The sequence below is a fragment of the Deltaproteobacteria bacterium genome (assembly GCA_029860075.1).
GTDB lineage: Bacteria > Desulfobacterota > JADFVX01 > JADFVX01 > JADFVX01 > JAOUBX01.
Genome location: JAOUBX010000007.1, coordinates 75,154 through 101,071 on the forward strand (window position 1 = coordinate 75,154; position 25,918 = coordinate 101,071).

The 25,918-nt window shown below is 43.8% G+C and carries 27 protein-coding genes; 12 read left to right on the forward strand and 15 right to left on the reverse strand.

Translation table 11 applies throughout. From position 1 onward, the window contains the following. Positions 1-152: 152 nt before the first annotated feature. The 4 genes from OEV42_03825 to OEV42_03840 are packed head-to-tail and all read left to right on the forward strand — an operon-like array spanning position 153 to position 4,513. Positions 153-1,124, forward strand: a complete 972-nt coding sequence (locus tag OEV42_03825; protein ID MDH3973389.1) for a peptidylprolyl isomerase — start codon at positions 153-155, stop codon at positions 1,122-1,124. Further along, positions 1,121-2,065 carry a peptidylprolyl isomerase gene (locus tag OEV42_03830; protein ID MDH3973390.1) on the forward strand — a complete coding sequence of 315 codons (945 nt, stop codon included), beginning with the start codon at positions 1,121-1,123 and terminating at the stop codon, positions 2,063-2,065. Before OEV42_03825 ends, OEV42_03830 begins: the two co-directional genes overlap by 4 nt. Next, complete coding sequence (gene pdxA, locus OEV42_03835; GenBank protein ID MDH3973391.1) at positions 2,065-3,090, forward strand: 4-hydroxythreonine-4-phosphate dehydrogenase PdxA; 1,026 nt, start codon at positions 2,065-2,067, stop codon at positions 3,088-3,090. Before OEV42_03830 ends, pdxA begins: the two co-directional genes overlap by 1 nt. Beyond that, a complete protein-coding gene (locus OEV42_03840; protein ID MDH3973392.1) occupies positions 3,080-4,513 on the forward strand; it encodes a phosphoglucomutase/phosphomannomutase family protein in 1,434 nt (477 codons plus the stop codon). The genes pdxA and OEV42_03840 overlap by 11 nt, the downstream gene beginning before the upstream one ends. Before the next feature lie 305 nt (positions 4,514-4,818). Here the strand turns inward: OEV42_03840 and OEV42_03845 are convergent, their stop codons facing one another. The 11 genes from OEV42_03845 to OEV42_03895 all read right to left on the reverse strand — a co-directional run bounded on the left by OEV42_03845 (position 4,819) and on the right by OEV42_03895 (position 11,539). Further along, the gene (locus tag OEV42_03845) at positions 4,819-5,460 is read right to left on the reverse strand and encodes a hypothetical protein (protein MDH3973393.1); all 642 of its coding nucleotides are present in this window, start codon (positions 5,458-5,460) and stop codon (positions 4,819-4,821) included. 34 nt (positions 5,461-5,494) lie between these two features. Then, complete coding sequence (locus tag OEV42_03850) at positions 5,495-6,118, reverse strand: hypothetical protein (GenBank protein MDH3973394.1); 624 nt, start codon at positions 6,116-6,118, stop codon at positions 5,495-5,497. Between the two features lie 39 nt (positions 6,119-6,157). Beyond that, positions 6,158-6,613: a hypothetical protein gene (locus OEV42_03855; GenBank protein MDH3973395.1), complete on the reverse strand. Its 456-nt coding sequence runs from the start codon at positions 6,611-6,613 to the stop codon at positions 6,158-6,160. An 18-nt stretch (positions 6,614-6,631) separates the two neighbouring features. Next, a complete protein-coding gene (locus tag OEV42_03860; GenBank protein ID MDH3973396.1) occupies positions 6,632-6,814 on the reverse strand; it encodes a hypothetical protein in 183 nt (60 codons plus the stop codon). 52 nt (positions 6,815-6,866) lie between these two features. After that, on the reverse strand, positions 6,867-8,327 hold the full coding sequence (locus OEV42_03865) for a geranylgeranyl reductase family protein (protein MDH3973397.1): 1,461 nt from the start codon (positions 8,325-8,327) through the stop codon (positions 6,867-6,869). 35 nt (positions 8,328-8,362) lie between these two features. Beyond that, entirely contained in the window at positions 8,363-9,064 is a 702-nt protein-coding gene (locus OEV42_03870; GenBank protein ID MDH3973398.1) for a hypothetical protein, read from the reverse strand. Between the two features lie 101 nt (positions 9,065-9,165). Then, the gene (locus OEV42_03875; protein MDH3973399.1) at positions 9,166-9,480 is read right to left on the reverse strand and encodes a hypothetical protein; all 315 of its coding nucleotides are present in this window, start codon (positions 9,478-9,480) and stop codon (positions 9,166-9,168) included. Continuing rightward, positions 9,477-10,085 (reverse strand): hypothetical protein, encoded by a 609-nt coding sequence (locus tag OEV42_03880; protein ID MDH3973400.1) that lies wholly within the window; start codon positions 10,083-10,085, stop codon positions 9,477-9,479. The genes OEV42_03875 and OEV42_03880 overlap by 4 nt, the downstream gene beginning before the upstream one ends. A gap of 78 nt (positions 10,086-10,163) precedes the next feature. Next, positions 10,164-10,883, reverse strand: a complete 720-nt coding sequence (locus OEV42_03885) for a hypothetical protein (GenBank protein MDH3973401.1) — start codon at positions 10,881-10,883, stop codon at positions 10,164-10,166. A gap of 30 nt (positions 10,884-10,913) precedes the next feature. Next, positions 10,914-11,333 carry a hypothetical protein gene (locus tag OEV42_03890; protein MDH3973402.1) on the reverse strand — a complete coding sequence of 140 codons (420 nt, stop codon included), beginning with the start codon at positions 11,331-11,333 and terminating at the stop codon, positions 10,914-10,916. A 2-nt stretch (positions 11,334-11,335) separates the two neighbouring features. After that, positions 11,336-11,539, reverse strand: a complete 204-nt coding sequence (locus OEV42_03895; protein ID MDH3973403.1) for a hypothetical protein — start codon at positions 11,537-11,539, stop codon at positions 11,336-11,338. 240 nt (positions 11,540-11,779) lie between these two features. Between OEV42_03895 and OEV42_03900 the strand changes: the two genes are divergently transcribed. The 5 genes from OEV42_03900 to OEV42_03920 are packed head-to-tail and all read left to right on the forward strand — an operon-like array spanning position 11,780 to position 17,778. Beyond that, entirely contained in the window at positions 11,780-13,510 is a 1,731-nt protein-coding gene (locus OEV42_03900; GenBank protein ID MDH3973404.1) for an alpha-amylase family glycosyl hydrolase, read from the forward strand. 46 nt (positions 13,511-13,556) lie between these two features. Next, positions 13,557-14,489, forward strand: a complete 933-nt coding sequence (locus tag OEV42_03905) for a hypothetical protein (GenBank protein ID MDH3973405.1) — start codon at positions 13,557-13,559, stop codon at positions 14,487-14,489. Continuing rightward, on the forward strand, positions 14,482-15,075 hold the full coding sequence (locus OEV42_03910; GenBank protein MDH3973406.1) for a hypothetical protein: 594 nt from the start codon (positions 14,482-14,484) through the stop codon (positions 15,073-15,075). The genes OEV42_03905 and OEV42_03910 overlap by 8 nt, the downstream gene beginning before the upstream one ends. Beyond that, positions 15,072-15,977, forward strand: coding sequence for a hypothetical protein (locus tag OEV42_03915; GenBank protein MDH3973407.1), 906 nt, complete (start codon positions 15,072-15,074; stop codon positions 15,975-15,977). Before OEV42_03910 ends, OEV42_03915 begins: the two co-directional genes overlap by 4 nt. A gap of 7 nt (positions 15,978-15,984) precedes the next feature. Continuing rightward, positions 15,985-17,778, forward strand: coding sequence for a GspE/PulE family protein (locus OEV42_03920; protein MDH3973408.1), 1,794 nt, complete (start codon positions 15,985-15,987; stop codon positions 17,776-17,778). A gap of 179 nt (positions 17,779-17,957) precedes the next feature. Here the strand turns inward: OEV42_03920 and OEV42_03925 are convergent, their stop codons facing one another. Beyond that, positions 17,958-18,440, reverse strand: a complete 483-nt coding sequence (locus OEV42_03925; protein MDH3973409.1) for a thioredoxin family protein — start codon at positions 18,438-18,440, stop codon at positions 17,958-17,960. A gap of 1,132 nt (positions 18,441-19,572) precedes the next feature. Here OEV42_03925 and OEV42_03930 point away from each other — a divergent pair. Next, a complete protein-coding gene (locus OEV42_03930) occupies positions 19,573-22,770 on the forward strand; it encodes a DUF5110 domain-containing protein (GenBank protein ID MDH3973410.1) in 3,198 nt (1,065 codons plus the stop codon). 250 nt (positions 22,771-23,020) lie between these two features. Here the strand turns inward: OEV42_03930 and OEV42_03935 are convergent, their stop codons facing one another. From OEV42_03935 to OEV42_03945, 3 genes are all read right to left on the reverse strand, one after another. Further along, positions 23,021-23,359, reverse strand: coding sequence for a hypothetical protein (locus tag OEV42_03935; GenBank protein MDH3973411.1), 339 nt, complete (start codon positions 23,357-23,359; stop codon positions 23,021-23,023). Between the two features lie 401 nt (positions 23,360-23,760). After that, on the reverse strand, positions 23,761-24,585 hold the full coding sequence (locus OEV42_03940) for a zinc-dependent peptidase (protein ID MDH3973412.1): 825 nt from the start codon (positions 24,583-24,585) through the stop codon (positions 23,761-23,763). Between the two features lie 275 nt (positions 24,586-24,860). Continuing rightward, complete coding sequence (locus OEV42_03945; GenBank protein ID MDH3973413.1) at positions 24,861-25,319, reverse strand: hypothetical protein; 459 nt, start codon at positions 25,317-25,319, stop codon at positions 24,861-24,863. Positions 25,320-25,415: 96 nt separating this feature from the next. On the opposite strand from OEV42_03945, the gene OEV42_03950 reads away from it, so the two are divergent. Together OEV42_03950 and OEV42_03955 are read left to right on the forward strand one after the other, a co-directional pair. Beyond that, entirely contained in the window at positions 25,416-25,667 is a 252-nt protein-coding gene (locus tag OEV42_03950; protein ID MDH3973414.1) for a helix-turn-helix domain-containing protein, read from the forward strand. A gap of 17 nt (positions 25,668-25,684) precedes the next feature. Then, the coding region (locus OEV42_03955; GenBank protein ID MDH3973415.1) for a helix-turn-helix transcriptional regulator at positions 25,685-25,918 on the forward strand (234 nt) is incomplete at its 3' end.

Below are 25,918 nucleotides of genomic sequence, written 5' to 3' on the forward strand. Positions count from 1 at the left end.
CTTGTAAATCATGCCGCTTGAACCTCCGGCAGGCGCAGCCCCCAAGGAGGGCGATTAGTGGGGGCGATGAGTCGGGAAGCCGGGTTCCTCATTTGCGCCTTGCTGATTGTGCGGGGTGGTTTTTGCAATTTCAAATTTAGAGACTTAATATGATGAGAAATAACGGTAGCCTTTTATATATGAAAAGCCTTCTTTTTATCGGCATTCTCCTGCTTGGCGGTTGCAAAGGCAAGGCTCCCCGGGAGGAAGAAAAAGCGCTGGCCAAAGTCGGCATGAATGTTATTACGCTTACCGAATTTGAAGAGTCCTTTTCTTCTACGGGCAAGCGCTATGCTTCCAACTATCCCATGGACAGGAAGAACAGTCTCAAGCTCAAAGCGGCTTATCTCAACCAGCTTATTGAAGAGAAGCTGATTATGGCTGAGGCGGAAAAAATGAAAATTAATGTGGGGATGGAAGAGATTGATGCCACCATTGCAGAACTTAAAAAAAATTACGGTGATGATAACAGTTTCAAAAAGGTTTTTATCGATGAGCACCTGGATCTTGCCGTCTGGCGGGAAAAGGTGAAGAAAAAGCTTCTGGTGGAAAAAGTAATCTACCGGACGGTTTCATCAAAAGTCGATATTTCCGATGAAGAGATAAAAGATTATTACGAGAACAACCTTGATGAGTTCCATAGTGATGAAAAGGTCAAGGCAAAGCAGATCTTCCACATGGATGAAAGAGAAGCCAGCAAGGCGCGAGAAAGGGTAAGGGCGGGTGAGGATTTTGCCGCTGTTGCCATGGATGTTTCCCAGAGTCCCGATGCAAGTGAAGGAGGAGATCTGGGTTATTTCGGCAGGGGAATTATGCCCCCTGAATTTGATGAAACGGTATTTACCATGGAGGTAGGGTCCCTTAGTGAAGTGGTAAGGAGCAGTTACGGGTATCACATTTTTCTCCTTGAAGACAGGCGGGAAGAAAGAGATCTGAGCTTTGAAGACGTGAAAGAAAAGATTGCCGAAGTTATCCGCAGGAATAAGGAAGAGCATATATACGGAAAGTGGATAGATGGGTTAAGGGAGAAGACGAATATAGAAATCAATCACGAATTGCTTCAAAGGAGTATACTGTTAAGATGAAAAGTATTTTTTTATTCATATTGAGCGCCCTTCTGCTCTGTTCATTTCCGCTTCATGCGGAAGTTTTCGACAGGGTTGTTGCCTCTATCGGTGATGATGCCATTACCCTTTTCGATATCGATCGGGAAGCCGGCCCTCTTCTCAAACAGTATAAAAAGGATGAAAAGAGACTTTACGAAACACGGAAGGCAATACTCGAAAAGCTGATTGAAAAGGTGCTTCTCATGAGAGAGGCCAGGCTTATGGGACTGGAAGTGAGCAAAGGGGAAGTAACTTCCGCCGTCGATAATATTAAGCGAGAGAATAAGATCGGTCATGATGAGTTGGTACGGGCTCTGGCACAGGAAGGGATGACCTACGAAAAGTATGTAGATGAGTTGAAAGGACAGATCCTGAGATCGAAGGTGCTTGATAGAAAGGTTAGAGGCAGCATTAATATCAGTGATGATGACATCAGCTTTTATTATGAGAAAAATCGCGATATTTTTAAATCAGATGAAGAGATCAGGGTAAGGCATATCCTTTTTCTTGTTCCCAAGGAGGCGGGCGAGGAAAAGCTGAAGGAGGTAAAGACAAGAGCGGAAGCTGTTTTAAAACTTGCCAGAGGGGGAGAAAATTTTGAGGCGCTGGCAAAAAAACATTCCCAGGGGCCTTCCGCATCGTCAGGAGGAGACCTGGGGTATTTCAGAAAAGAAGATATGGTGAAGGAGTTTTCACGCGCCGCCTTTGCCTTGAACGTTAATGAGGTGAGTGACCTTGTCCTTTCTCCCTTCGGGTTTCACATTATAAAAATGATGGACAGGCGGGGAGGAAAGGCTGTTTCCTTCGATGATGTAAAGGGCAAGATCAAGGCCATCCTTTTTAGCGAGGAAATGGAAAAGGGCGCTAAAAGTTATATTGAAGAATTAAAAGACACTAACGATCTGAAAATTCTCCTCTAATGCAGGCAAGCTTACCTAAAATCGGCATCTCCATGGGAGACCCTGCGGGAATCGGGCCGGAAATAATCCTTAAGGCCCTGACAGATGAAAAGGTTCTGAATACTTGCCTCCCTCTTGTCATCGGTGATAGCGGTGTCCTTCATGAGATGGCCAAAAAGCTGGATATTCCTTTTCCGCTGACCTCACTGGATACCCTTTCAGATTGGCAAGATAATTCTTCTCCTGCCATCCTGTCTCTTACATCGCTTCAGCATGCAGTCTGCGGAGAAGTATCCAAATCATCAGGACATGCCTCGGGCTTGTACATTCAAAAGGCCGCAGAACTTGCCCTTGGCGGTGAAATTGACGGCATTGTTACGGCGCCCATTAACAAGGAATCATTCAATCTGGGAGGTTTTGACTATCCGGGGCATACGGAATTTCTGGCCCACCTTACTAAAACGGAAAATTACGCCATGATGCTCATGGGGGAGACGCTGAGAGTGGTGCTTCTCACCATTCACTGCCCACTCATGGAGGTTGCCGGGAGACTTACCAGGGAAGACACGATAAGGATTATCAGGCTCTCCCATGAAACGCTGAAAACATATTTTGCCATAGAAAATCCCAGGATTGCCCTGGCTTCGTTAAATCCACATGCCGGAGAAGGGGGCCTATTTGGTGAGGAGGAGGAACAAATCCTTATCCCTGCATCCCGTATGGCCAGGGAGGAAGGCATCGATGTGACTGAGCCTCTGCCGGCAGATACGCTCTTTTTCAGCGCCGTCAGGGGAAAGTATGATATCGTTGTATGCCCTTACCATGATCAGGGCCTTATTCCACTGAAACTGCTTCATTTTGAAGACGGTGTCAACGTAACGCTTGGTCTTCCCATTGTAAGGACCTCTCCCGATCACGGGACGGCTTTTGATATAGCCGGAAAAGGTCTTGCAAAGCCGGAGAGTATTAAGGCTGCTATCTTTACAGCCCTTACTATGATCCGGGCGAAGAAGACATCTCAAGGAGGCATTGCTTATGAAAAGTGAAATAAAATTCGGTACTGACGGCTGGAGAGGTGTTATCAGCCGCGATTTTACCTTTGAAAACGTGAGGTGGGTGAGTCAGACCGTGATTGATTACCTGAAAAAAGAGCATCTCCATGGGAAAGGGCTTGTCATCGGTTATGACAGACGCTTTCTTTCAAAAGAATATGCCCAGGAGGTTGCTTCTGTTGCCGCTGCCAACGGCGTAAAGGTTTTTATGGGGAAGAACTTTGTTCCCACTCCTGCCGTGTCCTGGGCCGTCAAGGAAAAGAACGCCGCAGGCGGGATAATGGTAACGGCCAGCCACAATCCGCCAAAATACAATGGTATCAAGTTTAAGGAGGCTTTTGGTGGTTCGGCCTTGCCGGAGACGACGGCCCTTATCGAAAATATGCTTGAGAAAAGACAGCAGGAGGGAAAGGAACCCCTTTCCGGCAGTTTTGGTGATGAAGTGGCAAAGGGAAATATTATCGACTATGACCCTCTCGAAAGTTACTTGAGGGCAGTGCGAAACTTTGTTGATCTCGATAAGATCAAAGGGAGTGGTATCCGGGTTGCCTATGATCCCATGCATGGCGCAGGTAGTGGCAGTATTGGCGCCATACTTGATGAAATAGGCATAGAGGTAAGGGAAATAAGGGGGGATGATAACCCCGGTTTTGGCGGCATCAGTCCTGAGCCGATAGACAGGAACCTGGAAAAGCTCATGAAGATGGTGGCCCGGGAGAACTATGATATCGGCCTTGCCACTGACGGAGATGCAGACAGGATTGGCGCCGTTGATGGTGAAGGAAAGTTTTTTAACTCTCACAGAATACTTACGGTGCTTGCCAGGCATCTCATTGAAGAGCGGGGAATGCAGGGCAGTATCATCAAGACGGTTTCGGGAACAGCCATGATCGATCATATGTCCCGTAAGTTTGGATTAAAGGTGGAAGAAACGCCTATCGGTTTCAAGCATATTTGCAAGAAAATGCTAAAGGGAGGCGTCTTGCTGGGAGGAGAAGAAAGCGGCGGCATCGGTATTACCTCACACCTTCCCGAAAGAGACGGTATTCTCGTCGGACTTTTGCTCGTAGAAATTATGGCTGTTAAGGGGAAGGGCATCTACGATGTGCTGGAAGAAGTTTTTCATGAATTCGGTCCTTTCCATTACGACAGGATCGATGTGGAGATAAAAAAGGAAGAGATGGCAACGGTGAGATCGCTCCTTGAAAGCTATCACCCGCAAAGCATTGCCGGTATGAAAGTAAAGGGTGAAAACAGGATGGACGGTGTCAAATTCCTTCTGGGAGAGAGAAGCTGGCTTCTCATCAGGGCTTCGGGAACGGAACCGGTACTCAGAATCTATGCAGAGTCCGACTCCCCTGAAAATGTAAAGAAATTGCTTGATGAAGGAAAAGAGGCTGCCGGGCTTAGGGATTGATTAAGAATAGTTCCCCCGGAATCAGCAGCGATTCCCGGCCTGTCCCTATGGAAATCTGCAACAATTATTTCTGCCTGGAATGACGCACAGTCATGGTTGTTTCGACTCGGAGGTTTCCGGCCGGAGATCTCTGTCCGGGAGTTTCTGAGAGGTACCGGGTTAAGACCTCTCACTATATTCGAGACAAGAATTTCTCCTCGCACCCCAAGGGCGCTTGTCACTTTGTTCAGGCGCATTTCAAATGACAGGTCAGCGCAAGTTCCCAAGGGGACATGACTGAGAGATCTCCCGAATTTATTCAGGGCTTAACAGCAGCCCCGAACTTGCGGATGGCAGCAGCAGTCATGATGGTGATAGTCATGGCTGTCATTACAATGGCAGGAACAGCCGCCATGCGGCCCGCAGTCATCATGATAATTAGGGTGGCAGGTACCATGATGGGAACCATGATGAGGATCACAATGGGAGCCATGATGAGGGTCATCATGATGCCGGCTGCATGCATGCTGTCCTGATAAACCACCCATGAGAGAAAGTCCGCCTGCGAGGCCTGTATTGATAAAGTCGATTCCAAGGCGTACCATTCCACCGACTTTATTGAGCAATTCCTGGTTTCCTTCATGCGCTTTGGGCGAAAGCGGCATTCCTGTGGGCGCTGAAGCATGATGGTGATGGTAACTTCCGTAGGGTTGTCCATGAATATGATATTGAGGCGGGAATGCCTGGATCTTCCCGGCATTAGCTGTCCACTGCTTACTTCTGTATGCCTCTGCCTGTCGCTGAAATTCTTCGTAGGCTTCTTTTGCGCTTGTCCCCTTCTCACCCAATGTTTCCCTTGAGACCACGTTTTCAGTGGCTGCGCTCAAATTTTCTCTGAGAGAATTAATGTTATCTGCCTTTACTTCTTTTATTGTTTTTGCTGATTTCTTTCGTGGTCTTGTAGCCATAAATGGTCTCCTTTATAAGAATGTGTGATTATCCTTAACAGCTGAATACCTCACACCACCTGACGCGGGCAATAGTGTTAATGGTGAGGGCAATTAACCTGGCGCCCGGATTTACCGTAATAATATCTTCTTTAATGTGATAGCCGGGCTGGATAGGGTCTTTCACCCAGACTAATGTGTGGTCTTCACTATCTTCCACTGCAACTGCAACGAGGGACTTTGCCGTATTGTCATTTTTCTCCAGCATATACTCAACTGACAGGTGAACGCAGCAACCACCGCCGATTATGCTCTTTTCAGCGCCTATGCCGGCGCTGGATAATAAAAGTGGTTTAAAAAGTAAGCCCGCTGTTTCAAAACCGTTTAATTTCTCGGAAATAAGTTTCACTCCCTCTTTAGGGTCCCGTATAATCAGGGGTTCTACCAAAAGTTCCTTTGATTCCTTGCGGCAATGTTTGTGTCCGCAGCAGCATTTGCTCACAGGGTGGCAACAGGAATGACAAAAATGATGATTATGGCCATGATGATCATGCCCATGATAATGAGGGCGGTGATAGCTGTATGCAGGGGAATTTGCCCGACGACGTACATTCCGGGTTGCCACATCAGCCGGGTTTCCCCCGGCATCAGCAGAGTTTGTATTAATAGTTAAAGCCATGTTTTGTCCTCCAAATAAAAAAATAATAAAAAGTTTAAATTAACAAATCAGGTCTTCACACCACCTTAGCCTGGCCCTGCATTTTTTTACCGTTAAACTGATTACCGAACCCGGCGGGAGTTGAAGGGGTAATTTTTTCACATAATATCCGGCAGGCGCCGATGTAATAGATAGAACCACTACAGAGTCAACTTTTACTTCTACTAATAAGGGGTCCGAACCGTCAGAGAGGTATTCCAGATTGACGGTAACGTCATTTTCTCCACCAATGTATGTTTCGGCCTCTCCTATCCCGGCAAAGCTGTCGGCAAATATTTCTTGAGGGTACTTTATAAGTATTGCTGATGGACAGCAACACTCATGGGGCGGATGATGGCAGCCGGGACAAAATTCCGCTGAAGGTACAGCATAATAATGGGGCGCCGGAGTCTGATAGTTATACCCGCAGCACGGGCAGCAAGACGCATGATGCGCAGGGTAAGTACAGTTATGCATTTTCACCACCTCCTGAAATTAGGGTTGTTGTTCCTTGGTTGCTTCCTTGATGCTTTCCAGGGTATCATCGACTATACTGAAACTGCTTTTTACTACCGTATTTAAAACTTCTGTAACACCCTCGGTAAGCTTGCTCGATATAATTTGATTTGCCGTTTCATTGATTACCTTGTTTAATGGTCCCAGCAGACTTATTGCCATAACATCACCTCCCTGTTGGATTAAATTTTTTTCTATTCCTGTTGTTGTGCTTTTATTGGATAAAAAGATGGCGGGCTGATATACCCTTTTTCATTGAATGAATTCCAAGATCTGAAGCTTTTGAGATTACATCCATTCCCCAATTGAGATTTTTTGTGGGGTTTTCCATCATTCTGCTAATAATCCTCGTTAAGTCTATTAATGTCCTTAATCCACTTTTAAGAACCCCGCCGGACCCATTATTTTGGGACTGATTCAACAGTTTAATCCAGAATGCCGGATTGACAGGAATGGCGTTCACTATGGTTAAGGGTGAGAAGCATGCGCTTGCCGGTGTCACGCCTGTAAATATTCCGCCACACATGTCTCTGAATTCCTTACTGTTTCTTGTCATCTCACAAATCATTTTCAGTGCAAGAAGGTAGGCTTCTCTTAAATTTGGATTTCTTGCGATACTTAATATGAGACTCCCTGTGAGCCTGTCCAGTCCTGATATGTCATCCTGGATTTCATTAAAGCTATTTAGGTTTTCAGCGGAAAAGTCATTTCTTTCAAGAGCATTCATGGCGATAAAAGCCGCCAGGTGACCACCTTCAAGGGCAATATGAATACCGCCGCCATTTATGGGGTCCGTCATATTTGCCGCATCGCCTATCAAAAGGACCCTTTCTGCGACGGTTTTTTCCAATTTAGGAAAACAGGCCCTGCCGCCGCCCAGTTTTTCCGGTTTGGCGTCTTTTTTTAAGCGATGAGACAGATTTTTTGCGACAAAATCGTCAAAAACCTCTTTAAGATGAGGTTTCATGGGGAAATTGGCGTCATAAACATAGCCGACACCCACATTTGCACGTCCACTGTCGTCGGCAAAAACCCAGCCATAACCGGGGAAAAAATCTTTATCGAAGTATATCTGGACTTTCGATTTATCTATGATCATGTCGGGGTAATATGCCCTTATGGAAGCGGCAACGGACTCCCCCTTAATACTGTTGCCGATCTCCCTGGAAACGACCGAGTTTACACCGTCAGAACCAATAACCATTTTGGCTTCATAGGTGACAGGTGCATTATCTTCAATGGCTTCTATGCATATGCGATCCTTTTTGGCAGCAATTTTCTTTACATGGCAGCCTTCTTTAAACGTTACTCCTGATGAAACGGCATTTTTTACCAATATATGGTCAAGCGTTCTCCGTTCAAGTTGTACGCCGAAACCGGGGAACTTTTCCCCTTCCGGAAAACCGCTGGAAATAACATATTCGCCGTTGACATAAAGGTCACCTGAATCGGTATAGCCTTTACATTCATCGAGTACCTCATTAATGCATCCCAGCATATCGATCCAGTAAACGGCTTTAGGGGCCAGAAAGTCACCACAAACCTTATCTCTGGGGAACCTGGACTTATCGAGTAATAAGACATTTACCCCTTCCCTTGCAAGAAAGGTAGAGGTGCTGCTTCCACCGGGACCGGCACCGACGACTATGACGTCATAAAAATTGTTGTTTGCCATTAGCTGCTTCCTGTTTGATCAGGATATATTTTACTCTAAACAGGGGAACTCACAATGATTACCAGGGGTATTTGATACTCATCTTCCCCTGAAACGGTGACGAGGCCCCTGTATGCATCAGGCGGTGCATTTTCAGGTATCTTCCCTGAAAATACGAGTTTCTCAAAATCCATCGGTGCAATGGATATTTTTGATGGATTAATTTTGAAGGACTTTGCATTTATCTGGAAATTAGTTTTATCTCCCACAAAATCAGCGGCAGCCGCAAATTGCAGTTGTTTTGATCCCTGATGCGTTTCATTATCTATTGAGAAGGAAATCGTTACTTCACCACCGGCAAAGGCAGGCATCCTGTTGCTGACAAGGGGCTGGCTGTTTTCCGGTTCCTGCCGATGGTTTGGCGGTGCTTCAGGAGGCGCTGTTTGTTCCTGGCTCTGGCCTGTAAATTTTCTGATTAAATCTTCATAGTTTACTTTTGGGCCTGATGAATCTTCCTGCGTCTGGGTTTTCAATATGTCTGACGCCTTGTCGGAGGCAACGCCTCCAAGTTTGCTAACCAGGTTAACGCCCAGTTCAAGCCCTGTTTCTACAAGGTCGATCCCTCTGTCAAAAATTACGCCTATTTTGTCAATATTGTCCTTCGATGAATGGTTGCTGGATTGAGACGCTCCTTCGTCGCCGCCTTTAGAAGAATTTCCGTTCTTTTTTTGAGACTTTTCCGATTCGGTTTTAACCACTTTATCCTCTTTATGCTTTATTTTTACGGGTACTTTGGGGTATGTACTATGGCATTTCTTCCCCTCTATCCCGAAAATCTATCTTTTTATACTGCCGCTATCTAACAGCAGCAGGAACAGCCGCATCGTTCATGATGAGGAGGATAGCAGTCGACTGTATAGCAGTGCTGATCACAGCAATGACTGCTGCACCCATGATGACCGTGATGACCGGAGTGATGGTAAGAATGAGACCCGCCACACCTCGGATCACCCCAGATAGCGCTGTCCACTATATTTTTTACCAAAGAAGACCCACCGTAAATAAAAGACGATGCCAGGCTTGTCAAACCGCCTGCAATTCCTGCCAGCCCACCTGTTTGTACCGGATAAGGCGAATGGCATGGATGATGACCATGGTAACCATGATAACTCATTTTGTTCCCTCCCCATGAATTGTTAAAGCGACCCTGCTTGCATTTCTTGCAAAAGATGAGACTTCACCTGAAGCCATTGATGCCTCTCTGCATTTTGAAGGAATAGCAGGATTTCCTCCTGTTGCTTCTATGGCATAACTGCGGTTATGCCTTATTTCCTGTTCTTTCCTGTATTTGTCCCGTGGAATCATATGGGTGCTGCCTTTTAACAGTATTCTGAATAGTTCCAGACCCAGAAATTTTCCGCTTACCGTATAATTAGAGGGTACGTGAAAGTCCTGGTACGTTCCAACGGAGATTGGCGGCATTCTTCGTACATTCATATCAAGCGGCGGAAGTTGCCTTAAAGCCACATTCATGGGGGGAAGGTTGGTCACCTGAAATTTATCGACTTTGATTGGGTCGATATTTCGGACCTGGTTGACATGAAAGGAATCGATATTGATAGGATCTATGTGATTGATTTCCTTTACGTGATGGGCAACAGGGTCAATATTGCGGACTTCTTTAACATGGAGGTCTACAGGGTCAATGCCTTTAACCTCCCTTATTTTCAGGTGTACACTTTCGCTATCACTGTCATTTTGTAAATAAACATTACCCATCTTTTATCCCTCTTTGCGTCTAAGATTTATAAAAGCTTCTTGTAAATGGTAAAGAGAACCGATCAACTATATATCGTTTTATGCCGGCCACTTATAATTTGCTAAAATTATCTTCGCTTCATCGCCGGCAGAGGTCCCGTTTAAAGAAACTTCAACAGTAACTACTGTTGTTGCTTCGCTTATGCTGTTTGGTGCGCGGTAAAAACCGCCGTTATCAATACTTCCCACTACAGGGCTTCTTGTCCAGGTGATATTCGATGATGTGGAATTACTGATAATAGTCCGGAATTGCTGGACCTTATTGCTATTATCTATATAGTTATTCTTATGTCCTGTACGGCAATATAAGTGCACGACCTTCGGGAAAATTTCGATAACCGGTTCGGCTTCAGGTTCAGGACCCACACCTACAATGTTGACGATGGCCGTTGCTTTCCTGGTGGGATCATCAATTGATGTGGCAACAACGATATCCGTCGTATAATTGCCATAATCAGTATCCGCATCATAATCAGGCGCTATATAAAGACCTGATGAATTGATACTGCCTTCCCCCGGTTCTCCTTTTTCATTAAATACTTCCCACCTGACTCTGTTTGTGGGGGCATTGAATATTGCCGAATCAAACTGTATCCGCGTATTTACAGGATCAACGTAGCGTTCATTTTTGAAGTAAACTTCTGCATTTTCAGGCCATATCTCGATTTCTATCTGATGCTCGCAAATGATGTGATGATGCCTTACATGGGGTAAGCATCTAACCTGATGGTTTCTATGTCTATGCTTATTTAAATACATAAGTGATTGGTTTTTACCGGAAATATATTTTTACTCGTCACAGTCGATGAGGCCGAGTTCTATTGACGGCTTTGCTGAAACCTTGCCATTTAATTTGCCTTCCGCCTCTATTTCGGAAGAGCACTTCATTTGCCCATCCATTTCCCCGCTTATCTCATCTGTTTTGACTGTTCCGCTTAATCTGAAGGAAGCTCTCTTTACTTTCAGATCAAAGGGGCTGATTCTTGCCTTAAAAGCCCCTACCGATGCAATCAATACGGGCGCGCGTTTTTTTCTGAAAGGGACAGTCATCTTAATGGGGATTTCATCTATAGCAATGTTTATTTCACCGACAGTCATGTCGCCGCGGCCGGAAGCAGTGAGGGAGGCTTTGCACTTGAGCGGATCAAGGCGGGTTTTCATTTTGAAAGAGGGGTTGCTTTTTAGTATTCCTTTAGCTTTAAAATTCATATCTACTTCTCCTCACAATCAGAAATTTCACCTTCTTCCCCTTCGGGATAAACACGATCTGCAAGATCGCCGCACATATCATCGAGGGTGACATTTAAATTTTCGTAGCCTGCCAGGGCTTCATTGAGTTCATTGCAGTTGTCACCTGAAACCTCGAATGAAACGAGCGGCCCCAGTCTGACTTTAAGTACGATTCTGGACGACATATAAAGTTCCCCTCTAGTCGATGAAATAATAAAAAAACAAAGTTCTTTCGTAAAATAAGATCAACTTATATAATTAAAGCAAAATATAAGTCAAGTTATTTTTGAACCAAATGTCAAGGGGCGCAGACTCCTAATGGAATCTGTATAGAAAGTTTACTCCATGAAATGGGGGTTGGCAAAAAAAGTTTTTGACCTGAGGAACGAAAAAAATAAAAGCAAGCTATGGTCCAAATTAACGATGTGGATTCCAATAAGATGACCTTACATTGTCCGGAAAATTGTGCAACTTTAGATAGAGACAGTTATTCTTATTACAACAGTAAGAGAGATCCTCACCCTCCTTCACAGGAAATAGAGATAGTCAAAACCATATTTCTTAGAGAATACGGGAAAAAGGATCCTCCTTCGGGCAGAATCAGAAGTGGTACCTTTGATGATTTTATGTCTTCTCTGGCAAGTCTGAAAGCAAAGCATGTAGACACAATCATTCTGCTTCCCCTTCATCCCCTTGGCAAGGCCCTGTGGGGCGCTGTGGCCAGTCCCTATGAACCGATGGATTATTTTTCAATAGAGCCCTCTCTTGTAAAACATAACTGGGGAGCAGGCACGGCGCGGCTTAAGAGTGAATACAAGCGCTTTAAAAAGAATCATCTCCCCGGAGAAATGGAGGAATTCAGGCTCTTTAAAAAAAATGTAAGAGTTCTGGAATATGCAAAGTACAATGCAGCAAAACTTATTAGCCGGGAAAAAAACAGGGCATTGAATGATTTTACTGATTATAAAGATGAGCCTCATTACAAACTGCTTATGGAGGAAACGCTCTTTGAGCAGTTTGTGGCAAGGAAGAAATTCCTTGGTTTTATTGAACATGCCCACTGGCTGGGATTGAAGATTATCATGGATATTCCGGGATATTTTGGTACAGACAGTATTGCCGATCTCTTTTATGAAAATTATATCCGTAAAAATAAAGACGGCACTTATTACCAGCCCGGTTTCGATCAATGGGGGCATGGATGGTATACGCTCAGGCAAATGGAGGTAAATAACTCCAAAGCGCTTCATTATTTATGTTCCATCTACAGGTATTGGGTTGATGAATTCAAGGTGGACGGCTTCAGGATCGACGCCATACTGACTCAGCCCGATCTTTATGTAAAAGCTATTCGGCAAGCTGTACCCCATACCTTTCTCCTGGGAGAAACGATAGGAACGTTTAAAGGTGATATTGAAAGGAAGTATATTGATGAGCTTAAGCTCGATTCAATCTATAATCCTGAATGGATATGGACAGGTGATATAAAGAAATATCTTGTAAAAGCGCACAAAAGACCTTCCGGCAGGCGATTGTTTCATATGAGGGATACTCATGACGAAGGGAGGCTCAAAAAGGGAGACCCTTTTTCCATACCTAGAAAGAAGTACCTCTCCCTCCTGGCAATGGCACTCCTGGGACTGCCGGGGAAAGATATTATCGGTTTTCTCGATGGAAACTTTGATTTGCTGGAAGGGACTCCAGAGCTTCACGAGCTTTATCTGAAAGAGTTTTATGTTGCTGATCAAAGCAGTATCTGCTTTTCCGATGGGACGGAACTTGGCTCATCAGAGTATATTAAGCGGCTCATATATCTTAGAAAAAAACTTGATCCCCTGAGAAAGAGTGGTAATATTGTCTTTCTTGAACAATGGAGCAAGCAGATCTCTTCCTATGTGAGAGAAGGGGAAAAGCTTGACGTCATTGTTATAAGCAATGTGGGAGATGTGAATTTCAGCGGTTCCGTTAAGATCCCGGTAAGGGCCGGTTTTTTTATCGATGAAAATAGGGACATTTGCAAAGATCTCATATCTGGTAAAAGAATAGGAATTCCTTGCTCCACAGGCAAAGGTATTATATTAACGCTCGATATCGGCCAGTCAGTGGCTTTCTCATTGAAGAAAGGCGATTGCTCTCTTTTGAGAAAGCAGATTTGACCGGTATTGTGTCAGAAATCTGAAAAAATGGTGTGCTAATCCTGAAATGATTGATATTGATGATTTTATAAAGAATGACAAAGGGCAGCAGGAAATCGATCATTGCCTGAAGAGGCTTCGTGATAAAGCTGATGAAGTTTTACGGCCTCTTGCCACAAGCTATTATCCGGCCATGATAGCCCATGATCATGCCAGTGAATTCAACAAAATGCGTGAGCTCAGCACCAAAATGATGCTTGTGGGGCAGGCATGTGCAGAGATTGCCGGATATGAATTTAATGATAAGCTCATTATGTTAAGTGCGCTTTTCGGCGGTTGCTGCTTTCTGGGTGATAGCTTTATCGATGATTATGACGATGAAGAAACACTGGATTATATAAACAGGCTGGAGCGGCTCCTTACAAAAGGGTGGTTTGAAATAAGTGATGACCGGGAAAAACTCTTTTATGTTATCGTGACAAGGCTTTTTTCTGAATGTGATGTTTTTGAAGAGAAAACACGGCAGGCCATTTTCGGACAGTTTCTGGCCCAGAAAAGGGATGCTTTATGGAGGCTGGACCATACAGAACTTATGTCCTTATCTCATGATGAGAAAATCGACGCCCTTCTCCAGTGCGCCAATGACCGGGGTGGATATGTGACTCTCGTACTTTCACTTGTCCTTACTGAGGAGCTTTCTCTGCATTATCAGCATATTCTCTATCTGGCCGGTAAGCTTTTTATGCATATCGATGACCACGGCGATCACCATCAGGATAAATACAACAAAAGATTTACCTATATGAACAGTATCGATAATCCGGCTGATAAACTGGAAAAACTTTTCAATAATATTGTTTCAAAGATCAAGTCGGACTTGCCAGAAAATGGCGGACGTGATATTTTAACAAACTTTTTGACACGCTATTATCACACACGCTTAAAAAAACATATTTTGGAGCAAAACAGGGGAAGCAGCAGGTGGGTAATTTATGAATGACTATTCCCATAATTACAGGAAGTTATTCGATCGTTTTTCTATAGAACTTCAGTCAATTTATAAAAGGCCATCTGAAAAAGAAAAGGCTCCCCTATTTAATATCAGTTGTGAAAATGAAGCGGCAAAGGCCCCATTTCAATATGACTCGGCAAATGCCGTTCTTCACAGGACAGGCTGTAAATATATTGATGGAAAATACAACCTTTCTATTTTTGCCCTGTGGGAAATCAACGAGGAAGACCTCGCTTTTGCCTGTAAAAAATGTAAGCCTCATTTAACCGGAGGAGAGGGTTTGGAAAAAGATCCAGTTTCAGATATGATGTACGGTATTTTTTCTCTCATCGACCAGTTTGGCTCGGTCCTTATAGAAAGAGGGAAAGAGTATAAAAAAACAGGCAGCGGTAAAAAGCTTGCCCATTCATTAGGCGCTAATCTCAGTGAACAGCAGGAAAAGCTCCTCGATAAATCCATATCCAGCCTTGACTTGCTCATTAATTCTCTTCATCAGCTCAATATGCAGCTGGAAAGCGGGGAGAAGAGAGACAAAAAAGAAGAAAACCATGGTAATTCGGAAAGCGCCAGGTGAGTTCCCATCACTTTACAAGCCGGTACAGAAAGAATCTCGACTGGCTGCAAAGCAAGGCAGTTAGTGACCTAAACTATGATATACAGGGGACTTTTTTAACGCTGGAGGTCGATGATAAGGAGCTTCTGAGCTTGCTGGCAGAGCGTTATGGTTGTTTTTTTTACGGGGAAAAAGTTTCTTCCTCGCGCAGAATCAAAATTAAGAAAAACAAGAGACACTTCATTTTTACAGATTCCCAGGGGAAATCGTTTCCTTGCCGTCATATGGGTGAAGTACTTTATCCATACCTGGCCCACACTTTCGATGAAATATATGAAGCTCTGGCAGGCCATTTAGTCTTTCATGGTTCAGCTTTTTCAACAGATGCCGGTGGTATATTGATATTGGGGAGAGCGGGAGCAGGGAAGACCAGCCTCCTCCTGGAAATGATTAAAAGGGGTTTTTCTTATATCTCCGATGATGTTTCAATCGTGGATATTTCAGGGAGAAAGGAGTTAATCCCAAATCCACAGGGCTTTAAATTGAGAGAGCCGCTGTTAAGCTGTCAGGGTGTTGAAAGGTCAGGTTTTAAGGGTAAATATATTAATCCATGTAATATTGATAATTTGGATATTTCATCGACATGCCCCTTGTTGGCAGTCATATTGCTGGCTGATGAAAAGGGTAATGGTTACGCCGGTCGTCCTGCTTATTTTGGTGATTATGCAGAACCTTTAAGTAAATTGATTATTCCCCCTTCAGCAAGAAAGTCTTCTTTAGGGACAATTAGCGCCCTTTTTGATAAAATACCACTTATAGTCATGAATTCCTCAAAAGAAATAGCTGTTGAGAAAAAAGCTCAAAATATTCTGGACCGGCTTGATCTCAATCACAAAGGTAATTCCACATTAAAAGCAGGGTGATAGTGCAATGGTGAAAAGCAGAGGCAAGCTGTCCATCAAGTATGTAGGCGGTCTTCTTTTAAAGCGAAATTTTATTACAGAAGAGCAGCACAGGGAGCTTCAGCTTCACGGGGAGGCACAACGGGCAAGGCTCAAAAAAGCGAGAGATTCAGCTTCAAAAAGCAAGATATCTCATCTCGATGACAGCATATCAGCGCCTGAGGTGATCGCTTCTTATGAAATCGAGATTCCCGGTAAAAAGGGGAAAACCCTTACGGAAGATACTATTACGGAAGTAATCGCCGATGAAGTGGGACTGAGCTACCTGAAAATCGATCCGCTCGAACTCGATATGGATACGGTCACTTCTCATATTTCCCAGCCTTTTGCAAGAAGGCACCTTGTTGTGCCTGTTACTGAAAAAAGAGGGGTCGTTACGGTAGCCGTGGCAGACCCCTTCGAGCTTGAGTCTGTGGAAGAACTGCAAAGGGCCAAAAAGCTGAAGCTCAATATCGTCATGAGTTCAAAAAGCGATATTGTCAAAATACTGAAAGAATTTTATGGATTCAGTTCCTCCGTTATTGCCGCACAGAAGGAGAGAACGGAGGGTTTCGATATAGGAAACCTCGAACAGTTTGTACAGTTAAAATCCCACTCTGAAATCGATGCCTCGGACCAGCATATCGTCAATGCTGTTGAATATCTTATGCAGTACGCTTTTGACCAGAGGGCAAGTGATATCCATATCGAGCCAAAAAGGGAAAAAACGAACGTCAGGCTGAGAATAGACGGTGTTCTTCACGAAATCTATTCCATACCAAAAGCAATTCACCCCCCCATTATTTCAAGAATAAAAATGCTTTCCCGTATGGATATTGCTGAAAAAAGGCGGCCCCAGGACGGGAGGATCAAAACCAATTATAAAGATAAGGATATTGAACTTCGTGTTTCCACCATGCCTGTCGCTTTCGGCGAAAAGGTAGTTATCAGGATTTTTGATCCCGACGTGCTTTTGCAGGACCTTGAAGAACTCGGTTTTTATCCCCGTGAATTCGAGTTTTTTAAATCATTCATTAATAAGCCCAACGGTATTATCCTCGTGACGGGGCCCACGGGAAGCGGTAAAACGACAACCCTCTATTCGGCCCTTAATGCCCTGGCCTCTCCCGATATTAACATTATAACCGTTGAAGACCCTATCGAAATGGTGATGGACCAGTTCAACCAGGTGGGACTTCAAACGGCCATCGGCGTTACTTTCGGAAATGCGCTGAGAACCATACTGAGGCAGGACCCGGACATTATAATGGTCGGTGAGATAAGGGACAAGGAAGCGGCGGAAAATGCCGTTCAGGCAGCGCTTACAGGTCACCTTGTTCTTTCCACGCTCCATACCAATGACGCCCCTTCATCCATTACAAGACTTATCGATCTCGGAATACCTTCCTTTCTTATTTCTTCAACAGTAATAGGCGTCATTGCCCAGAGGCTGGTTCGAAGGATCTGTCATGAATGTAAAAGGGAAAGAGAACTTACTCACGAGGAAAGGGCTCATCTCGAACTATCAGGAAAAGATATCACTGTTTATTTCGGAGAGGGTTGCAAGGACTGCAGGGGAACGGGCTACAGGGGGAGAGACGGTGTCTTTGAAGTGATGGAGATATCTGAATCTGTAAAAGAAGTTATGACTGACAAGGTAAGCCTGGCTGCTCTTAAGGAGGTAGTGAAAAGTGACGGTATCCTTACGGTCAGGGAGTGTGCCGTAAGAAAAATGCTTGAAGGGGTGACTACCTACGAAGAGGTGGTAAGGATTACGGGGTAGTTTTTGCCGTACTTTTTCATCTCGCGCAGAGGCGCAGAGAAAATTAATCACAGAAGGGTGGGGAAATCACGGAAATGTTTTTTGACAGGATTAACAGGATTAACAGGATTTAAGGGATGAAAAGGATTCAACGATTTTAAACTTGCAACCCGCAACCTGTAACCCGTAACAATCTTTCACTACCCTCTTTTATAGGCCAGGTCGATCTCATTTTTAATTTCATGAAGAAACTCATCAACAGTAAGGTTCCCGGCGCTTAAAAAAGGCGATATCAAAACAGGGGGGCTTTTCAATTTGGGAATAAAGACTAAAAAGGAAGGGGTGCCTCTAAGGCGATATTTATTAAAGAGGATTCTTTCAGCCTCTCCTTTGTCGGTGTTTATTTCCACTTTTAGAATATTTCTTAAAAATTCCTCCCCTTTTTCAGTGGCGAGATAATTATTTTCCAGCTTTTTACACCATGAGCAGGAGCTTGCGTGGAAGTAGACAATCAAAGGGCTTTCCTTCGCCTCAGCCTTTTTAAGGGCCAGCTCATAGCCCGGGGCGCCATGCTCCCAATGAGGGAAAGTATAGGCGGGTACAGAATGGTCGAAAAGGGATTTGAGAATTAATGAACACAAAGCAAGGGCAAAGAATGCGGGAATAATTTTTTTTGATTTCATGGTTGGCTGCTTCCTTTTTTTAACCTGGCATTATCAGGATTGATTAAGGGTAACCTTACCATACAGGAAAGTTTTTGTTAGATGGTGATTAATCTTAAAGGGTTCAAATGATGTCTTGATTAAAAGAGAATTTTTCGCGCAGAGCCGCCAGGAGCGCAGAGAAAATCTATTAAGTATTTCAAACAAATGCCACTTCAGCGATCAGGAGAAATCTTGAATTTTCATTTCCTGACAGGAACCACAGGGTTAAAGATTTTTGTTTTGGACTTTAGAGTCATTAACCCTTGAATAAGCCCCTATCCTTGAAATCAGTGGAAATCCGCTAAATCCGTGTCATCCGTGTTCTATAGCTCCTCTCTGTGCGAAACCAATCTCTCAATCCGCATTCCGCTTCAAGAAGGCTTCTTCCCTTTTTTAAAAGGACAAGATCGAGGTTGTTGAATTTTCCACCGACCGACTTTTGATATTTAAACCTGGAAAGAGCAGTTGGATCCAGTAGTGTCCGGTTAGAAAATTGCAGAAATTTAAAACCCCCTCCCTTTCAAGGGGAGGGGATGGGTTAACATGGAAATGGTATCAAAAAAAATAACCCATCCCCCTCCTGACCTCCCCCTTGAAGGGGGAGGAACAGCGGTGCAAATTCCTAACCGGACAATACTGAGTTGGATCATGGTTTCTACAAATTCTAAGGTTAAGCGTTATAAAACAAGCGAGACAATATCAATAACCTGATATCTCTCCTGGCCGGCATTAAAATACTTGGGATAGAGTCAACAAAAGAGCTTTTTACCTTCTAAAAATATAAAAATTCCACCCCAAAACCAAAGTTACCATCTATTTTAAGGAGCGCAAATTTTTTATTAATAATCAGGATCGGCAGGTATCGAAAAAATATTTATAAAAACTTGCATGTGGAAAAACAGATGCTAGAGTTAATCTAGGGGTGGGGATCCCTTTCTTCTTTGTTTTGTCATAAAAACACCACACTTCTTTAATAAGAGAGAACGTACAGTCACTATCCGGACAATTTTAATATCCGCAAGAGAATCATCATTATTGAATATTATCATAATAATTTAAACCAAACTGTCAGTCTTTGAGAAAAGTAACTTTATCAAGAAAGGACGTAGAAATGGCTGCTATCAATAATAGGATAAATTTTTTAAAAGTATCAGCGCTTATCTTGTTTACGGGTCTCTTTGCTTTACTTGCCACAGGGGCAGCAGACGCTGCTGAAGTTTTCAGAACCAAGTTTAAGGCAGGTTCAGCCTATCTGATCGTTGAGATTCTTGATGATGACCTGGCTCATTTTGAACTCTCAGCTATAGGCGATGGCCCATCAACGAATGACTCACTTTATACGTCGCCAATGGTCCTAAAGACTGATTACAAAGGAGCTGCAACTGTATCTCAAAACAATAACATTATAGAAACCAGTGAGATACGCCTTGAAATTGACAAAAGCAATCTTTGCATCAAGCTGATTGATAAAAGTAAGGGTAATTCTCGTCTAACGACGGTTTGTCCCGTTGATCTATCGATGGGATTGAAAGGGATAAATATTGAACCGGGACAAATACAGAATATCTATGGCCTGGGTCAGGAATTTAAGCGCTTAGGCTCATCAGATGGCGACTGGATTAAATTGGGAGTACGTCAGGGAATGAGTCGAAAGAGCAATCAACAGGTGGGTTTTGAACAAGCTCCCCCGGGGCAACAATTTTTTGTAGATGCAGGAAACGGTTTCCAGGGCTTCCAACAAGCGGCTGTGGGTAACGTGCAAATTCCAGTGTATTATGCTGTCGGTGCGAATAATCTCAACTATGCTCTATTTATGGATAATATCTACTGGCAGAGGTGGGATTTTAAAAAAAATTGGTGGCAGGCCCGGATGTATGGAGATCAACTGCGTTTTTACTTTATGACCGGTCAGGATTTACCTGATCTGAGGTCGGACTTTATGGAATTGACGGGCACGCCGCCAATTCCTTCACGGAAATCATTCGGTATGTGGGTATCCGAATTTGGCTATGACAATTGGGATCAGGTCGATATTCTTAAAAAAACTTTGAGAGATGATAAATTCCCATTAGATGGTTTTGTCCTTGATTTGAATTGGTTTGGCGGCATAAGTCCGAAAACCAACATGGGGCGCCTTAATTGGGATCAGGATCAGGATGCCTTAGTGAAGAATAACGGGTACTTTTTTCCAAAACCAAGTGAAAAAATTAAAAAATACGCTGAAGATAATATTCGTATCGCCGCAATTGAAGAATCCTATTTAGCCAGGACAGAGCCTCTTCTTGATACCTTTAAAAATATACCAAAGAACTTTATGGCCTACCAGCGAAACGGCAACAGCTGTAACTCAACCATTGAGGAACCCGTATTTATTAATGCAGCGGACTTCTGGGGCGAAGGCTGGATGTTTGACTGGTCTGAGCCGGCACTCGGCCAATGGATTCACAATAACCGTCGCTTCCCGGAACTGGTAAAAAGAGGAATCCATACTCATTGGACTGATCTGGGAGAACCCGAGCGTTTTGAGCCATCTGCCTGCTACGAGGGGGTAGAGACTACTGTTTCCGGCAAAAAGAACGAACATACGGATATCCATAACATATACAATCTGCTCTGGAATAAATCTATTTGGGACGGCTACGTTGAAAAGCAGGGGCAGGCGGATGAACTGGGCATAATCAATCCGCGCCCTTTGATTCTGACCCGTTCAGGGGCCGCTGGAACTCAGCGATACGGCGCAGCAATGTGGTCCGGGGATATTGCCTCTAGCCTGGAGTCTCTTGCCACGCATTCAAACGTACAGATGCATATGTCCTTTTCCGGCATTGACTATTACGGTGCAGATATTGGAGGTTTTCGCCGCGAAGTACTTCCAGGCAACAAAAAAGAGGGCCCCTTTAACACAAGTTATCAAGATGAGATGTATACTCAGTGGTTTGCCAACGGAAGCTGGTTCGACATCCCCGTCCGTCCTCACACCGATAACGAATTCGGGGAGAACCGAAACAGCTGTAAGAATAATTTCGCCAACAGAAAGCCACCCTGCTACGAAACAGCGCCAAATCTTGTAGGCAAGCCTGATAGTAATTTAGCCAATATCCGTCAACGGTACGAATTGATTCCCTACTATTACTCCCTTGCTTATCGAGCCTATCTTCAGGGAGAACCTGTAATACCACCCCCTGTATTTTACTATCAGAACGACTCTAACTTGAGAGAGATGGGGCATGAAAAGATGATTGGCAGAGATATTCTGGTCGGAATTGTCGCTAAACATGGTGAGTATGAGCGCAATGTTTATCTGCCGAAGGGTAGATGGGTAAATTATCATTCTAATGAGTGGGTTGACAGTTCGGGAGAGGAGATAAAGAATGCACCTCTTTATCGGGAAGGAATTTTGCGGTTGCCGGCCTTTGTACGTGCCGGAGCTATCCTTCCCCAGATGTTTGTTGATGAAAACACTAAGGATGCCTTTGGCCATCGGCTTGACGGAACTGCAGCTCATAATGAATTGATTGTTCGCGTCTATACTGATGAAAGGCCATCGACTTTCACATTGTACGAGGATGATGGATTAACCCTGAATTATAAGGAAAGCGGGCGGCCAGGCTATCACTACAGAACAACTGTCCTCAAGCAGCAAAAGAATAATGACACTGTAACCGTTACTATCGACCCGGCTGTTAACAAGAACGGTGACGACGAGGTGGCAAAGTCCTTTAATGGAGCTGTCAGCAGCCGGGCAAATATTGTTAAATTGATTGTCAACAATGCCGAGGCAAAAGCAGTCAAAATTAACAATACGCCACTGACTAAATATACATCTCAAGAAAATTTCGATACCGCTGAAAGTGGTTGGTACAATGCTGCCAACAACCTGATTGTGGCAAAATCGGGCAAAATGGATGTCAACAGTACCATTAAAGTTTTTTCTTTTCAGCTAAGATCTGTTCCGGCAAAAACATCGGTCAACTTTGTCTGTGACAATGGTTTTACAACTCCCGGCGAGAGTATCTATGTTACAGGCAGTATTGAAGCCTTAGGTAATTGGAACCCGGATAAAGCGGTTAAGCTTGATCCAAATATCTACTACGAATACATCCTACGAGCGGATAAAAAGCTTCCTGGTCCTACGAAACCAGTCTGGACAAGTGTAATTAATAACCTGCCGCCTAATACTACCTTCGAGTGGAAATGTATACGGCGACATGAAAACGATGCGAACCAGGTTCAGTGGCAGCCGGGGGACAACAATAAGAAAACTACTGTTACTCATGGCTACGCGGGAAAGAGTTACGGTACCTTTTAAATTTATTCATGTACGTATTTGACAATGTTTTTTCCGGGCACACCGGGGTGCATTTCATGCACCAAAAAAAGCGTTGGCAATGCCTCAAAAAAATAATGGACGAGAAAAGGGAAAACGTAACGGTTCTCTTTTTCGAGGAAAGACTGTTTTAAAAAGAGAATCGTCCCGTTTTCTGCCCCCAAACAAATGTCATTTCGACGATCAGGAGAAATCTTGAAAATCTTTTTTTGACAGGATTAACAGGATGGGCTCAGATATTGGATGGTAAAAATGTAGTAACGATTAATATTATCATCAAAATAAAGCCCACAATTGTAAGACGTTTTCCTGATGACAGACCACCGAGCGCCCATCCGGCATAACCGAGTAAAATGACAGGAGCGGAAAGTACTGCTGCACCCAAAATATAGGCAAAGGCCAGCTCTCCATTTCTAAAAGACGGATTGTTAAGAAAATTTTCAATGACTTCACTCCTTATATGGACCCCGTCAGAAGGGCCTACCGTCAATGCAAGAAAAGGAGCGAGGCTCCATCCCGTTATGACAAATAAATATGAAAAAATCTTTTTCCAGTTTATGTTTGATAGCATGATTTAAAGTGAGTTGCCTTTGTTTATTCTCATTCCCTATCTTAATTACTGCTTCCTTTAATTAGTTTTCATCGGTCAAGGGTGCTTTTTCGCAATCTCTGCGTCAATCTTCAGATTTGCTTGTGCGACGTACAGCAGTACGACTCGGCGAAACCCTTGATTTCCTTGACCTTGCAAAAAATCCCTCCTTTCCGAATTGAAAACATAGTTTGATTTATTATAGTTTCTGGATGGGAACTAATTAGCAATTATCAATATGTTCATTGGTTTTTAATTGTTTAAACAGTGCATTTCATCCCCCAAAAGAGGCTTTTAAGGTCAAAAAGTGGGCTGATATTGAAGGTTTATTCTTTAATATCAATTGCTTGACCTGGTCCGACCCCCCACACCACCTCCGTGTTCTATTCTTCGTTCCATGCAACAGGATCCACTTTATAAAAGCTCTCCAATTCATGATAAAGCTCGGCATGCTTCTTCTTCAGTTGTTCCGGTTTTTCAAAAAAGGTTTCAGTAGCAACAGCGAAAAATTCTGCTGGATTAGTGGCGCCGTATTTATGCATCACACTTTTTTTCCTTTTAGATGCTTTTTTCCTGAGCAATTCATATTCTTTTGAAAAAGTCCGTGACCAGGTCGAGTAAGCAGAGCGCACTTTAAGGACAGGTGCCCCGTCGGCGCTGCCATCCTCCTGATCAAGTTGATGGGCAAATTCATGCATTGCCACATTATGGCCGTCCTGAAAATTCAGTACACCGTTTTTTACACTATCCCAGGCCAGAACAACGGTGCCGTGCGTCCATGATTCACCAAGACGAACAGACGAGTCAGTTGAATTTGAACCGAAACGACTTTGGGTGCCCGTCACGTAAGCGCCGGGATAAAGGAGTATGGAAAAAAGTTTCGGGTAGCAGTCGACTTTTCGATTGAGCAGGAGCATGCAGGCCTGTGCCGCAATGGTAACCCTCATCTCGTCAGTCAAAGTAAGCCCGCCGCATCCTTCAAAAGATTTTTCTGAAATAAATATTCTAATATTGTCGTTCAGCTGTTGTTTTAACAGGGGAGGTATCTTTTCATAAAGGGGGAAATTCCTCTTCAGGATGGCAGCCCATTCCGCCGGGAAGGGTGTGCTCAGCAATGCCCGCCTTTTTTGCCGACGTCGGACCGACTTAAAAATCTTAAGGCCCAGCACCACTGCTGCGACAACTGAGATAACAATAATAAGCTTCATCTGGTAATTTTAGTCTATAAATAAAAAAAGGTAATGTTCTCTCTCTAATCAGACCTTCCATATTAAAAGAGATCCGCTGTCCCCACAAGTATAAAAAACTCTTTATTCGGAATAAGTATTGTCCTCAAAAGTCCTTGTCATTCCTTACTTGATCGGCAATCCGGCTTTCTTAGTTACAGAAGCTACAGAATTCACAAAAGCTTTTTTCCGTTATTTCCGCGTAATTCCATGGTTAACTTTCTTTCAATCCGCATTCCGAAATCCCAAATCCGCAATCAATCCCCCCCCATCCTCTCCAAACATTTCCCCTTAAGCTCCTGAGCCACCTCCTTAAGCTCACTGTCCCGCCCGATGACCACATCGAGGTAGCCAATGGCTTCTTTCAGCATTTCATGGGCCCTTTCTTCATTGGTGTAAGCACCATAGTGGACCAGTTCGAGAAGCTTCTCTCCTCTTTTTAAAAGGACAAGATCGAGGTTGTTGAATTTATCAAGGTACTCTTCCAGTATCTTTTGTTGTCCTTCAAGGTAAAACTGGAAAATCTGCAAAAGGCCCCAGCGGAGATTTGCACTTTTATGTTCACCGCCCGTCTCCCCGGTGAATGCCTCCAGCGTAGATGAGCAAATCAGCTCTGCCAAAGCCTCCAAAGCAGAGGTATGACTTTCCAAATGATTACACATATCCCTCATGAGCCATTCATCAAATTCTCCGTCCTTTTGCTTTGCTTCTGTCATGACTTGCCCCTCCGTTAATTTATCTATTGAAATAATGACGGCAATATATCATGCTCGGAATTTTAGAGCAAGGACTTTTGCTCCTATAATCGAAGCATGAAAAAGACAATTCACAGCCCACATGGGAAAGTCATCAGCCAAAGGCTTGTCGAGCTGAGAAAAAAAGCGGGATTGACGCAAAGAGAGCTTGCTAAAAAATTGGGTAGGGAGCATTCATTTGTTGCTCACTATGAACTTGGTGAAAGAAGAATTGACCTTGCCGAGTTTTACTGGATTTGCAAAGCTTGTGGAGCTTCGCCGAAGAAGGAAGTGGTGGAGTTGATAAAAGCCTTTGATGTGATGGAATAATTTACTGAAGTTTTCTTTTGACCAAGAAAGACACCGACTATTCGGAAATAAGAGTCGAATTAAGTATTGTCTCCAGAATTCACGGTATGGTTAAGAATATTTCACCTTCTCATAAAAAAGCCTTACAACAATGTCTCCGGGAAATTAGAAAGAAAGCCGGGTTATCACAGGTAGAGCTTTCTAAAAAACTTGGCAAGCCTCAGTCTTTTGTCAGCAAATATGAGTCTGGTGAACGCCGTTTAGATATTCTT